General features: G+C 38.8%; 11 protein-coding genes. 2 read left to right on the forward strand and 9 right to left on the reverse strand.

Annotation, left to right across the window (positions count from 1 at the left end; all coding sequences use genetic code 11):
* Positions 1-17: 17 nt before the first annotated feature.
* From V7137_RS11870 to V7137_RS11880, 3 genes are all read right to left on the reverse strand, one after another.
* A complete protein-coding gene (locus V7137_RS11870; protein ID WP_335698280.1) occupies positions 18-1,316 on the reverse strand; it encodes an ABC transporter substrate-binding protein in 1,299 nt (432 codons plus the stop codon).
* A 101-nt stretch (positions 1,317-1,417) separates the two neighbouring features.
* Complete coding sequence (locus tag V7137_RS11875) at positions 1,418-2,818, reverse strand: 6-phospho-beta-glucosidase (RefSeq protein WP_335698281.1); 1,401 nt, start codon at positions 2,816-2,818, stop codon at positions 1,418-1,420.
* Positions 2,815-3,759, reverse strand: coding sequence for a carbohydrate kinase family protein (locus V7137_RS11880; RefSeq protein ID WP_335698282.1), 945 nt, complete (start codon positions 3,757-3,759; stop codon positions 2,815-2,817). The genes V7137_RS11875 and V7137_RS11880 overlap by 4 nt, the downstream gene beginning before the upstream one ends.
* 408 nt (positions 3,760-4,167) lie before the next feature.
* Here V7137_RS11880 and V7137_RS11885 point away from each other — a divergent pair, with 408 nt between their 5' ends.
* Both V7137_RS11885 and V7137_RS30670 read left to right on the forward strand, forming a co-directional pair.
* The gene (locus V7137_RS11885; RefSeq protein ID WP_335698283.1) at positions 4,168-4,899 is read left to right on the forward strand and encodes a GntR family transcriptional regulator; all 732 of its coding nucleotides are present in this window, start codon (positions 4,168-4,170) and stop codon (positions 4,897-4,899) included.
* Between the two features lie 25 nt (positions 4,900-4,924).
* The gene (locus V7137_RS30670; protein ID WP_420490119.1) at positions 4,925-5,512 is read left to right on the forward strand and encodes a YesL family protein; all 588 of its coding nucleotides are present in this window, start codon (positions 4,925-4,927) and stop codon (positions 5,510-5,512) included.
* A gap of 99 nt (positions 5,513-5,611) precedes the next feature.
* Here V7137_RS30670 and V7137_RS11890 read toward each other — a convergent pair whose 3' ends face one another.
* From V7137_RS11890 to V7137_RS11915, 6 genes are all read right to left on the reverse strand, one after another.
* Positions 5,612-7,720, reverse strand: a complete 2,109-nt coding sequence (locus V7137_RS11890) for a DUF5054 domain-containing protein (RefSeq protein WP_335698284.1) — start codon at positions 7,718-7,720, stop codon at positions 5,612-5,614.
* 85 nt (positions 7,721-7,805) lie between these two features.
* On the reverse strand, positions 7,806-8,033 hold the full coding sequence (locus tag V7137_RS11895; protein ID WP_335698285.1) for an aldo/keto reductase: 228 nt from the start codon (positions 8,031-8,033) through the stop codon (positions 7,806-7,808).
* A 47-nt stretch (positions 8,034-8,080) separates the two neighbouring features.
* Positions 8,081-11,191 carry an alpha-mannosidase gene (locus V7137_RS11900; protein ID WP_335698286.1) on the reverse strand — a complete coding sequence of 1,037 codons (3,111 nt, stop codon included), beginning with the start codon at positions 11,189-11,191 and terminating at the stop codon, positions 8,081-8,083.
* Positions 11,192-11,215: 24 nt separating this feature from the next.
* Complete coding sequence (locus V7137_RS11905; protein ID WP_218346286.1) at positions 11,216-11,980, reverse strand: carbohydrate ABC transporter permease; 765 nt, start codon at positions 11,978-11,980, stop codon at positions 11,216-11,218.
* 73 nt (positions 11,981-12,053) lie between these two features.
* On the reverse strand, positions 12,054-12,974 hold the full coding sequence (locus tag V7137_RS11910; RefSeq protein WP_218346148.1) for a carbohydrate ABC transporter permease: 921 nt from the start codon (positions 12,972-12,974) through the stop codon (positions 12,054-12,056).
* Positions 12,975-13,056: 82 nt separating this feature from the next.
* Positions 13,057-14,424: an ABC transporter substrate-binding protein gene (locus V7137_RS11915; protein ID WP_335698287.1), complete on the reverse strand. Its 1,368-nt coding sequence runs from the start codon at positions 14,422-14,424 to the stop codon at positions 13,057-13,059.
* Positions 14,425-14,625 lie beyond the last annotated feature (201 nt).

The following is a 14,625-nucleotide window of genomic DNA, read 5'->3' on the forward strand; positions in this document are numbered from 1 at the left end:
AAAGCCTATTTTGTGTATTAATTTTTTTGAGCAGCTTCTGTTAATTTTTGAGCAGCTTCTTTAGGAGTAAGTTGTCCATTTGCCAAGGCTGGATAAATGTTACTTACTTCATTTTGAACATTGTTGTGCCATGTTTTTTGATAATACAAGATTTCATTTTTCGCACTTTCAGTTTGGGTTAAGAAATCTGCTAAAATCGGAAACTTCTGTTTTACATCGTCTGTAATTTCTACTTTAGGAGAATCAGGTAGCTCTCCTTTAAGCAATAGCAATTCCTTTTGATGCTCTGGACTTACAAGAAATTTTAAGAATTCAACAGCAGCATCTGCATGTTTCTTATCTTTCGATAAAACAAAATATCCTTTTTCAGGTGAGTTAAATAAAGTGTTTCCAGGGAATAGTGCAACACCAATATGCTTATCTAATCCTTTTTTTGCTTTTTTCGTATCACTGAAATCCCCGATCATCCATGGACCGTTAGCAATCATTGCCGTCTCACCATTTAAAAAGTGCATGGCAGCAGTATCATATTTTGCTCCGACCGCATCTTTAGTCGTATATTTTTTAAACATTGTTTGAATTTTTTCTAGAGAATCAACAACGTATGGTTTATTAAAGTCTTTTGGGAAATAGGTGTTCATAAATTCCAATCCCTCTGGACTGTGACTCCCGATCATGGCATTGAACCATAGAGATGTAAGCCACCCTGTTTCTGCTGTATCCATTGATACAGGCGTGATTCCTGCTTTTTTTAATGTGTCAAATTGACTGAACAATTCATCCCATGTTTGAGCTGGTTGTGCAATCCCTGCTTTTTCAAATAGTTCTTTATTATAGTAGTATTCCATCATTCCTCTAAATGTAGGAAAACCATACACTTTTCCGTCGAATGTATTCACTTCCAAAGACTTTGGATCGAACTGACTTTTAAATTCCGAATCTGCTTCTAAGTACGGTGTTAAATCAACCGCTTTCCCTGCTTTGTAGGCAAGATCAAGTAGTCCTAGTGGCGACATTCCAATATCAGGCATATCACCTGACTGCAAAAGAAGCTTCATTTTATCAACATAGTTTTGCTCTCCTGCGATTTCTTCAGTAACAACTTTAATTTTACCTTTATGATCGTTATTGAATTTTTCTACTACTTTGTTAAACCATTGAGCATTTGGATCTGTCCCTACATAATAATGAGGAAATTTAATAACAATTTCACCTTTAGTTGTTTCGTTGTTTGAACTAGTTTTGGAACATGCTGACATGACAATAAGCATAAGACCTAATAGTAGCAATCCAAATCTTTTTAAAGATCTATTCATGTTTTTCTCCCCTTTGATATTGTTATTATTTTTCAAGGAAATTAAAGTGACATAAAAACCATCATACTAATCTTTTCTATGCTTTCATTAGAGGAAGTCTTTTAATTGATTAATTCCTGCTTCTCACTATTAAATTGTGGAAGATATTGTTTGTGAACCTCTAAATATTCATCCAATATCGCTTTTGCCACGGCATATGAAGGAACTAAAGGATGCACAGTTAATGCTTTTAGCGCTGTGTCGTAATCACCGGTAACTGCTGCCTCTACCGCTAATCTCTCATATGTTTTAACAGGCTTTATTAACGACATCGCTACATCTGGTACTTCGCCAACAGATAATGGAAAATAGCCATTTTCGTTTACTAAACAAGGAACCTCAACCACGTCATCATGATGAAGCCCAGCTATTGTACCGTTATTAGGTATGTTCAATGTTAATACTTGCTGCTTGTTATATTTAATGCTTTTGATAATATTTAAAGCAAGACCTTCGTAACCTTCCTCTTCATATGTGATTTCAATTTTCTCTTCTTTCTCATACACATTATGAACATTACCAGAGGTTTCACGTGACATATATGTGTTGTTTCGCTCTTCCATTGTTTGCTTGTAGTCTGCCCAAGCTTTTGCCACATTTCCTGATTTCACATGATCATACAACCGCTCTAAAAGAGGTCTTCCTAGTTTAACAATTTGTTCCCCACGAGTTTCATTTGACTCGTTGATATTTTTTACAGCCTGATCTGTATAATAAAAATAGTATAGATATTCATTTGGAAGCATTCCGATGTTTCGTATTAAATCTGGATCAAAAAAGCTAAAAATATGAGAAGTACGTGAAAGAGACTCATAGTTTTCTAGAATTTCAGGAAGCTTATCTTCGCCGCCCACGATCACGGAAGGCACCCATCCTAAATGATTTAAACCAAAGTAAGTAGCTTGTAGTCTTGTATGAGGTACTCCAAGAAACTTCCCTAATGCATTTTTAATGCCCGCATGAGCATCACAAATTCCAATGACTTTATCATGATGACCATATGTATTTAGAGCTTGAGCAAGAAGCCCTGATGGATTCGTGAAATTCAAGAGCCATGCTTGCGGAGCAACTTCATGAATGATTTTGGTATACTCAATCATAACTGGAATGGTACGCAATGCCATTGCAAATCCGCCAGGTCCAGTTGTTTCTTGACCGATAACTCCATGCTTTAGAGATACACGTTCATCAAGAACTCGAGACTCTTCTTGACCGACCCGAATAGCAGAATAGATAAACTCAGCACCTCTGACAGCCTCTCTGATGTCAGAAGTAAAAGTCAGTTTAAACGTAGCTTGGTGTTGTTCTACAAGATATTTTGAAAGTTCTCCCATCACCAAAAGTCGATTTTCATCATTATCAAATAGTGTCACTTCGCTTAAATGTAGGTCAGGATGTTTAAATAACCCCTGGATTAATTGAGGAGTTCTCATTCCAGCTCCTCCAAGAACTGTTAACTTCATACCAATTCCTCCGTTTCATTTTGTTTGTTGGTATTTAAAAACTCTGCTTCTACTTGGGTCCAATACGGACTTTTAGTCGCTCCGCCTAAACCTTCTACTGAGCATGCACCACAAAAATTCCCTAAACGAACAGCTTCCTCTAATTCATATCCTTTTAAAAGTCCGGTTAATACACCTGCAGCAAACACATCGCCTGCTCCAGTTGTATCAATAGGATTTTTCTTGAATCCAGGAACTACAACATCTTCCCCTTGTATACCTACCAAAGCTCCTTTTGGTCCAAGTTTGATTATGATCAAAGTGTCTTCACACCACTTTTGAAGGATATGTAGGGCATCTTCGGCAGAAGTATTGCTGGTCATATATAGAGCTTCCTTTAAATTTGGTGTGAAAAAGTCACTATGCTGTATCATTTCTATTAATTTGGGATCCTTTAACCAATTCTCGTCCCATCCAATGTCAACCGATACTTTCATTCCTTTTTCTTTTGCTAATTGAATGGAGGATAATGACTGAGGCCCTGCTCCCAAGTGTAAGATGGAAGCATCCACATTCTTAATAATAGAATTCGTGTACTCTTCCAAGTTGAAATCCTTTGTATCATCTTGATAGGAAAGAAATGAACGATCACCACCATAGTTGATGGCAACGGATAGCGTTCGAAGAGGTTGATTCAATTTTTTCATTAGTTGGGTAGATACACCTTCTGATTCAAGGCTGGTTAACACAAACTGACTTAACACGTCATTACCAATAGGGGAAATAATCGCTACTTTCAGGCCTAATCTTGCAAAAGCAACTGCAGTAGTATAGGCTGAACCGCATGTGAACTCAAATGCACCGCAATAAACTTCCTCTCCTGGACTCGGCATTTTTGGTATGGATGAAAATATTACATCTGTGGACACTACTCCTTGAACTAATACATCATATTTTTCCATGTGTTTCTCCTTCCGTGAAGTCTTACTCATAATGTTGTTATTACAACTGTACTCACTTACATTGTTTCATGGTGTGTTCAAAATATAGAGATATATTAAAATCTTATACTCCTAAGTGAAAACGGTTTCAAATTCAAGTAAAAAATTTTAAGTTGCAGAATTCTTGATGTGAAGTTAATGAACAACTTGTTATGTCGTTACTACATCTTATGTTAGTACATGGGCAAAGGAACGTCAATACGAATTTCACTAATTTTCTAAATTCATAATAAATTGCAACTAAAACCCCTGTATAAAACGTTTTTCACCACTCAGTCGAACTTACCAAAAAAATCTAAACTTTCTTTTTTTGTCAACTTGTTATAACATGATTACAATAGAAAAGAATTTTAAGGGCGAGTGAAATATATGAAAATCAAAACTGGAACTGCATTGTATTATTCTATAAAAGAAAAAATTCTTGAGCGGATCGATCAAGAAATATATCAAGTAGGAGGGAAACTTCCTAGTGAGACAGCTCTTTGTTTGGAATTTGAAGTTAGCCGGACTACCATTCGTCTAGCTCTTCAACAACTTGAACAAGAAGGACGAATCTACAAATTGCAGGGAAAAGGAACCTTCGTTGCACAACCAAAAATTCAAGAAACGATTACTCAAACGATTAAAAGTTTTTCAGAGCAAATGATGAGTATGGGACTTCAATCTCATTCCGAAGTGTTAAGTCTCGAAACGATACCTGCAACTTTATTTCTTGCAAATTCTTTAGACATACAGCCGAACGACCCTGTCTTTAAGCTTGTTCGTTTGCGGTTTGCCGGGCAAAAACCTTATCAGCATTCCACATCCTATGTACCTTGGAAAGTAGCACCTGACTTAATTCATGATGATTGTTCAGGCTCTTTATTCGAATTGCTTAAAACAAAATATAGTTTGAAATTCTTAAAATCTATTGAATCGATCGAGCCTGTAATCCCAACGCTGCAAATTAGTAAATTATTAGGGATTCCTGAGAACACCCCATCTTTCCAATCAGAGTCCCTTACGTATTCAACTGAAATGATCCCAATCGAATATTCAACCACTATTGTACGAGGGGATTTTGCGAAATTTGTGACGGAGCGCTATTATCAAATCAAGTAATTGGTTAGGGGAAGTGAGGATATTTATGAAAGTGCAGTACGGGAAGTTTTTTACTATTACTGAACGTGTATCAAATCTCTTTTTTTTAAATCTACTTTGGATTGTAGCATGTTTACCAGTCTTCACTATCATCCCTTCTACAGCTGCTATGTTCGGTGTTTTTAGAGAATGGGTGACTAAAAAGGAAACGAGTATTTTTCGACTCTTCTTTCAAAAATTCAAAGAAAATTTTAAGCAAAGCATGGTTCTTGAGCTTGCTTGGTTATTCTACTTAGGAATTGCATATGCCAATCTTAGCATTCTTGATCATTTCAATGGCATGTTTCGTACGGTTATTTTATCAATTTTAATTACCATAGGTTTCTTACTTGTTATTATGTCAATTTATATGGTCACAATAATGGTGCATTATAATCTCTCCATACAAACATTGTGGAAGAATTCGTTCCTACTATCCTTAACCTGCTTTCCGTCAACTTTCATTATTATTATGATCGTATGCGTAATGGCAACAATCACCTATTTCCTACCCATCGTTCTAACTTTTGTTTTTAGCGTCACAGCTTATTTACTCTTTTTACTTTGTTTTCGAACGATTAGAATATCTGACTAAATTTTATTAAAGTGAATCGACTGGAATAAGTTTATAGAAAATTCTTTACCCAGATAAAAAGTATAAAGGCCCATACCTTGGGCCTTTACATTTTTATAACTAATGTGATTTCAATTTCAACGTAAATCTACTTTTCCCGTTTTCTTCATACCACATCGGGAAATTTGTTCCCCAAATATTGTTGTAAAGGTTAAAGTGAAATCCACCTTCTAATGAAGCAAAAGTATTGTCAAACTGCAGCAGTCTTTTTTCACCTGATGAGACTAGTGGAGAATCTTTTGTCTCGATTACCGCTTCTCCTTCTGCCCCATAATAATATAGACCTGAATCAACAGAATGAAGGTTTCGATTGCCGTTTTTCACAACTTCTAGTGGAGATATTTGTTCACCCAGCTTATCCAGTCTCCAAATATTTGAATTATCAACTTGCAAGGCAAACGAAAACCACATTGCTTCTGGCAGGCGGTTTGCTTCCTTATCGAACCAATTAAGCTCAATATCTATTTGTTCATTGTTCTTAGAAAACTTGTATTCTATCGTAACCTCTTTTGGAGATCCAAATGATTCTACTGCATGTCTCGGCATACTTAGATGGATGATTACATCATCACTTGCTTTTGTTTCAATTTTGCTTAATGAAAGGATAGAAGGTTGATAGATTTCATGTTTCGGTCTTGGAATGACGAGTTCTATCCCCGGTTTTCCCTGGTCCGCATCAGACCATCGATAGGTTTGACTAGTGTTCTCAACATATTCGTCGAACCATCGATAATAATTTTCTACTCCAAATGACTCGTAAACAAAAACGCCAATCCGGTTTTGTCTGTTCGTCCACTCTTTTCCGTTCCCGTCAACTAAACTAGATATGGAGCCATCCTCTGCAAATTGTACTGTAAACCCTCCAAGAGAATAAGACTTGTTCGTTTCTAATGTCTCACTACCCGGTTCCCGCTTTTGTGCCTCTAATGATCCGAATGCAACAAAAACTTCCTTTTGGAGATTAGCAGATAAGGCAGCAACAGCTTTTTGAATATATCCACGCTGTTCCTTCCAGGAATTTTCGAATAGTTGATAGGTTCCACTTTTCCGTGATTCAGAAAAAGCTTGCTCTGATAAACGGTCAAACTCATCCATGGCAAATGAACCTATATAACTATATTTATCTGGAACCGAATCTTCAGCAATCTCATTTCTTTCTCTAGCATTTTGAAAATCTTGCTTTGAATAATTTTTATAATCATTGAGGTGTTTTTTCTCATCTAATCCCCATGTATGTTCTGGAACTAAAAGCAACCAATCAGAAAACTGTGTATATTCATCACTATTTACTTCTAATTTACCTTCAGAAGTCCACTTATTTCGGAGTCTAAGTAATTCTCGGTATTGAGCTACCTTCTTAGGATCTGTAGCCACTCCATGTATCCAGGAATCACCAATTTCTTCATGGACTACAGGAAGATTGTGTTTAAAGTCCTGTATCTTTGCAGCAAATGCATCCATAGTAGATGCTTTTATGGCAGCGTTAGGAAATCTTTCCTGTAAACTGGCAAACTCTGCTTTAATATCATCAATTGATGGTGGCCCGCAATTATCACCGGTATGCGCAAACACCATTATCTCATGTAGGTCATCTAGTTTAAGAACATCACCATAATTGTCCGCATAGTTAACGATAATTTCAGAACCATCTTGCCCCTTCCATACAAATATCGAAGGAACGGAAGGAACTTTTGAGGCGGGGTTCACTCCTATATGCAAATATTTAATTCCATTACTTGCTAAATAAGGAATCACTGCTTTTGTATGACCAGGTACGTCCGTCATTTTTGCAGTGGATGTCTGTTTTCCATATTGAGAATCTAATCGTTTTGCAATCGATAGACCATATTGAAATAGCTCAGCATCCATTAATTCCGTATGTGTTGTAAATGGAAGTCCATGCCATGTGATAAATCCTTTTTGAATCGCAGCTTCCATTTTTCGTTTCTCTTCATTATTTGCTTGTCTCAAATACTCCTGAATAAGCCATGAGCCTGTCGTCCATACAAAACCTATTGAAGAATCTTCTTTTTCAAGGCTGTCTGCTAGTTCAATGGCCTTGGGTATGTATGACTTAATATATTGTTCAGTCACATTTTCTGCTAAATCGGTAAAACCGATATCCAGATGTGTTTTAAAGATGACATGAACCACTTCAATCTCTTTCATGTTACTATTCGCCACCTTATGTAAGACTCTATGCGTTTACTTTTTCCAACATTTTTATGAGATTCGTTAGGCTAAGTTCTAAACTTTATGTCTCATCATATTTCGCTCCTCCTATTTTCGATTCCCATAAGTCCATTTCTTCAGAAGTTAACAATATTTCCGACCCCCTGAGCGAAGACAATAACTCCTCTACTTTTTCGGGACTAATAGTCGCAGCCATGGGATAAGGCTGGTTCAGCACATAAGCGAGGGCAAATTCAATGGCGCTAGCTCCCTTTTCTTCTGCAAGCTTTTGCGCCCGATTTAAGATCACGAACCAGCGTGCAAAAAGGGGAGAATTCTCCCCTTTTTACCTCTATCCTATTTTAACTTAACGATAAATGTCTTAAGTTCGTATGGTTTAATGTCAAACGTAAAGGCCTCATTTCCTCGGACTTCGGAAGTGCTTCTTTCCATTAAATCGCATTCCTGCCAGGAATCAATATGGAAATCACTTGTTACTTCGACAGTTCCTCTTGCACCAGCAAATTCATGCAACCGGACAATGACATGGTCACCATTTTCTGCTTTTTTAACAGCGTCGACCATCACATTCGGAGCAGTCACGTTGAAAAGCGAAACGCTTTCTGTTTGGCCTACTGCGTAGGTTAATGGATTATTGAGCTCCCAGGCATGCCGTACAGTATTCCCTTCATACCAGCTTCCAGCATGGGGAAGCAAGGAATACGTAAACAAATGTTCACCTTGGTCTGCTTCTATATCCGGATAAGTAGCCGATTTTAATAGGGTAAGGCGCATAACATTATCCTTAATGTCATGTCCGTATTTGCAATCGTTCAATAAGCTCACACCATAATCTCTTTCAGAGAGATCCGCCCACTGATGACCAACTGTTTCAAACCGAGCGTAATCCCAGCTTGTATTCCAATGAGTTGGACGTTTTACATTTCCATACTGAATATCGTATGTCGCCTCTGTTGCCCGAATTTCTACAGGGAATGCTACCTTCAACAGTTGGTTTTGATCATGCCAATCAATCTTTGTTTCAAAATCGATACGCGGATTGTTCACATACAAGGTCATTTTCTGATTGATGACCGAGTTTGAATAGGCCCATGTAAACTCAACCACACATCGAATTGGACCATTTTCACTGACTTTCAATCCCTTCAAAGTCGAGATTTCTTTCATCTTTTCTTGATAATAAAGATCGATATCCCATGCATCATATTGCATTGGTTTATCCTCAAACACCTGGAATACATTCCCACATGCATTCGGGGCTAAAACATCCCTTTTATTTTTCCTGTCATATAGTCTCGTCAGCTGACCTTTATCATTCCATGAAATCTCATAATAATTGGAAGAAACATTATTTCCAGAAACATTGAAAGGCGAAGCTGTTTCATTCATTCCCTGTTCATAATAAACGGAGCTTTTTCCGAGGGAAGGAACTTCATCAACCTTGACTAGCCATTCTCCATCAGCCGTTTGCTGTGCTTCCAACACCTCTCCTGTCTCTTTCTTCCACACTAATTCTCCAGTCGTGTTCGTGTTGATTTTAACGGTATCATTTCGTTTCCACGAAGAGGAATTATAAATCGTATACAATTGCTGGCCATGATTTACGGCTAAAGACTGTGAAGCCTCCTTCCAGGCATTAGCCGTAAGCTCATACGCTTCAGCATATTCCAGTTTGCTGTCTTCATAAACCTCGCGAATGGATGATCCCGGAATGATGTCGTGGAATTGATTGCGTAGCACGATCTTCCAACTTTCATCCAAATTTTGTACAGGATAAGCTGACCATGAACCTGAAAGTACACTATTTAATGTATTCAGCCATTCTGTTTCACGGAGAAGCAGCTCCATTTTACGGTTCATCCGTTTATTATACGCCTGAGATGTATAGGTCCCGCGGTGATACTCCAGATAGAGTTCTCCATCCCACGTGTGAACATATTGATCGGTATTGTCTACAGTCTCATGCAGGCGTTTAAAAAATTCATCCGCTCTGCCTGTCTTAACAGCTGGTAAGCCCGGCATCTTATCTAATTTTCTTCTCATCTCTAACATTTCACGATTTACGCCACCGCCGCCATCTCCATAACCATAGGAAATGAGCAGCTCCTGGTTCACAGCTTTATCGCGATACGCTTCCCAAACCCCTTTTACCGAACGGGGAGTAATCTGTCCGTTGTATGTATAGAACCAGCGGTCATCCTCAGGGGTAGTGATAAAATGAGTTAAAATCTCTGTTCCATCGATCCCTCTCCATTTAAAGGTATCATGCGGCATTCTATTAAACTGGCTCCAGCTAATTTTTGTAGTCATAAAGGTTTTAATGCCGGATTTCACTAAAATTTGCGGAAGTGCCCAGCTATATCCAAAAACATCTGGAAGCCACAAATATTCGCATTCCTTCCCAAAGTTTTCGCGGAAGAATTTAGTACCGAGCAACAATTGACGGACAAGTGATTCACCCGATGTCAGATTGCAGTCTGCTTCCAGCCACATTCCACCTTCTGTTTCCCAACGGCCTTCTTGAACTTTTCTTTCAATTTGTTTAAAAATCTCTGGGTAATCTTTTTTAATATAATCATATAATTGAGGCTGTGTTTGTAAAAAAACGTAATCTGGGTATTGCTCCATTAAACGAAGAACGGTAGAAAAAGAGCGTGCTGCTTTTTCTCTAGTATGTTTCAGCCTCCATAGCCAGGCCACATCGATGTGAGTGTGTCCGATGGCCGTTACGGTAACAGGATAATTTTTCGGAATTCGCTCTATTTCTTCATTTAAAATCGTTTGTGCTTGATAAAGGGAATCATAGAAACCTTCTGAACCGGGAACAGACCAATCGATCTTCAGGAAAGCCCTGTCTAGGGCTATTAATAGTGTTTGCCTCTCAGGCTGATTTTCCTGTAGATACTCGATCGTCGCTAGTGCAGCCCTAGCTGTGTAATACAGATCATCTACCTTCTCATCCAGACAGGCGATAAAGGCCGTTTTCAACTGGTGTTCCTGCAGAGTTGGCTTACCCCCGCCTTCGAGCCCTGACCACAGCCGGAAGCACATTTCAATGGTCGTCCCTGCCAGACTTCTATCTAAAAATACCTCTTGATGGTTCATGTCTACGCCCTGATAGGGCTCCCCGTTTACATACAGCAGTGACTCAAACCCAGAATTATGACCGCCGCCTGTTTTTCCAAAATCAAATACACCGACAATTTTTTGTTGTTCCCAATTTTCAGGAATTGGGATGAGTGTTTTAAGCCAAATGTACTTATCGCGTCCTTCCCATCTTTCCTGTACATTCATTGTTCTCCATGCCCCATCTTCGGGAGGCCTTTGCGAAACCTTGCCTTCTTCATCATCTTGAGCTTGTAAGGATGCCACTGGCTGAATATTTCTATAACGATATGAATCTATTTCCTCTATCCGTCTTTCCAACTTTTCAATAGTCCAAAACATATCAAACGCTCCTCTAAATAATGATTATCCCTTGGAGGCTCCACCGAGGCTGAAGCCTTGGGACATAAATCGTTGTGAAAACATATACAAAATGACTGAAGGCATCGTATAGATCAGCGAGAAAGCGGCAAGCTTTCCGTATTCGATCATTCCGAAATTACCAAAAAATTGAAAAATCGTCACAGAAGCAGGGAATTTATCCGGAGTTTGGATTAAGATGTACGGCACGAAAAAGTTCCCCCAACTTCCGGAAAAGGTAAAGATGGCGACCGTGCAAATGCCAGGAATCATTAATGGGGCAACCACTTTCCTTAATCCTGCCCAGACGGATGCACCATCGATCCACGCGGACTCTTCCAATTCCAATGGAACAGAATCCATAAAATTTTTCATCATCCAAATCGCATATGGCAGCCCGGATGCAGTCAAAAACAAAATGGTTCCGATGAGAGAATCCTGCATATTGATATAAATAAAGAGTTGATAGACAGGCACCATTACCGCAGTAATCGGCAAAGCGGTCATAAACAAAATGGTATACATAAAGGGCTTTTTAAATTTCAAGGCATAACGTGAAAGTGGATATGCTGCCATAACGGCAACAACTACAACCAGCACTGCCTGCCCTAATGAAATAAACAGCCCGATTCCAAAGGAACGAAGATTGGCAGGATCCGTCAAGATTGAAGTAAAGTTGTTTACCGTAAAGGAGCTGGGCATTTTCAAAGCTTGCTGGGCATTTGGATCGAAGGATGCAAATAACACCCACAAAAGCGGTAATAGAAACATGATTCCAAGAACTGTTAAAATAATGTATGGAACCAGTTTTTCAGTTTTATAACGGTTCACAGTAACTCCTCCCTTAAAGATTGACCTTCATGGAACGGATATAAATCAAGCTTGCACCGATACCGATGACGAGCAGGATTAGTGAAATCGCCGTTCCATAGCCAAGTTGATAATTGACAAATGCCTGGTTGTACATAAAAATAGGAAGAGTTTGTGTTGATGTTCCAGGCCCTCCGCCTGTCATAGAAAAAATTAAGGTAAAAACACCTAATGTTTGCAGGGTTACCAGAACCATATTGGTAACGATTGATCCTTTAACCATTGGCAGTACAATGCGGAACATGACTTGAAAACGAGAAGCTCCATCCATCATAGCTGCCTCTTCCACACTTTTCGGAACATCATCCAAGGCTGCTTGGAAAACGAGCATCGAAAAGGCGGTTCCGTGCCAAATATTCGCAACGACTACGCTAACCATCGGAAAAGTGTATAACCACGTGACCGGCTTTAAGCCTATATGCTGTAAAATCAGATTTAAGGTTCCGTTATCACTTAAGAATGCTACCCAACAAAAGGCTACCACGATTTCAGGGGTTACCCAGCCGGCAAGAACAATGATGCCGATGATCCGGCGAAACGTTTTGTTTTTCTCCTTCATGAGGACAGCCAAAATGAACCCTAAAACCTGCTGGCCAATAACGGCAGAAAAAAGCAAGAACACGATGGTTTTTACAACACTGATTCGGAAATCGGGGTCTTCAAACATGGATAAAAAGTTTTGAAATCCTATAAACTGAACATTCTTAGCCTCTGTTCCTGTTAACGCAAGATTCGTAAAAGCAAAATAAAAAGTTAGTAATATAGGTCCGACAAAAAAGACAAGCAATAGGATCCATGCTGGCAATAAGAAGAGAATCGATTTTACAAGAGTATGATCCTTTCTCGTATTCTCTTTTATGGTGACTGTTGGTGATACAACCGTATTTGTATTCATTTCACACCCCGTCCTGTTATTTTTAAAATAAGGTTACCTTTTAAAAACTACAAAAAGGTAACCTTTTTCTTCTGGAGGTTTACTATTTTTCAATCACATTGTCTTGACCGACAATTTTTGTAACATTTTTCTGATATTCCTTTGCAGCCTGCTCTGGAGTTATTTTCTCTGTTACAACGTCCTCGACAAGTGATTGAATTTGTGTTGATACAGTTGGATATTTATCAACTGCAGGACGGAATTGAGCAAATTTCAAAAATTCAGTTGCTTCCTTAAACATCGGAATTTCCTGATACGACTTCTCTTGTGCTACATCATCACGCGTTGTCAAATTTCTTTCTTTCGTGAGGAGTGACAGAGTGTGTTCTTTACTTGAGGCAAATTTAATAAATTCCCACGCTTTATCTTTATGGTGTGAATTGTTTGGAATAGAGAGCGCCCATCCACCAGACATCGTGATGGTTCCAGGAGCTTCCCCATTTTGGGTCGGCATCGGTGCAAATCCTAACGTCTTAAAAGCTTCAGGCCAAGGTGCGGAACCCGACTCACCCCAGTTACCAGTCTGCCAGATTCCGTCGAGTCCGATGGCAAGCTTTCCTTTAGGCATTAATTGCTGATAGGCCACGGCACCGGCCTGTCCATTTAATACTTGAGAAAGATTTGGACCAAGCTTTTCCTTATAAATCGTATCTATAAATTTGAAGGTATCCGTAAGGCCTTGGCTTTTCACAATCCATTTTTTCGAATCGGTATCATAAAGTGGAGTTTTCGTACCATAAAGCAACATTTCAAATGTTTGCATCGATGTTCCTTCCCCTGTTGCTTTGCCGGAGTTCATCCAAAACGGTGTCACATCAGGCAGCTTTTCTTTTATGGTTCTTGCGGCTTGTAGGATTTCATCCCATGACTTAGGCTCCCAAGGAACAGGAAGTCCCGCTTTCGTGAATAGATCCTTGTTGTACCAAAGCCCCCGAGAGTCAGTGTTATAAGGCACCCCATAAATCTTTCCGTCCTGAGCCATAACACCCTTCTTGACATTTTCGGTATAATTCCTCCAATCACTCCAGTCCTTGACCTTATCATCAAGCGGTGTCAAATAACCAGCACTCGCATCTGAATTCACCATAAAGGTATCCTCTGTTACGATGTCAGGTGCTGTATTTTTGGATTTCAGCATTAAGGCAATTTTTGCAAAATAATCCCCTTCTGAAACATTTAGTGGTGACAGTTGAACATCTACTTTTGGGTTGTCCTTTTCAAATTGAGGTATAATTTCTTTATTGAGCCAATCTGTAAACCCTTTGTTTGATCCTCCACCAGATCGATATGTAATTTTAATGACCTCTTTATTACTGCCGTTTGTCGAAGCACTTTGATTCGAACATGCTGCACTCAACAAAACGCTGCCGGCAATAAGGGAAACAGCGGCAATTCTCTTATACTTTTTCATTTTCATAAACCTCCCACCCATTCTCCAAGTTATTTTTTTAAAAAAGAAAACGATTACAAATTGAATTTTAAAAAAAGGATGATACCACTGCTTGGATTACTTTCATTCCCTTCCCCCTTTAATTATCCAATTTGATATGTTGATAGCATAATTGATATATTTGCTATATGTCAATTTATTGATTGAATATTTATTATATTC

Source organism: Neobacillus drentensis (assembly GCF_036962765.1).
GTDB lineage: Bacteria > Bacillota > Bacilli > Bacillales > Cytobacillaceae > Neobacillus > Neobacillus drentensis_C.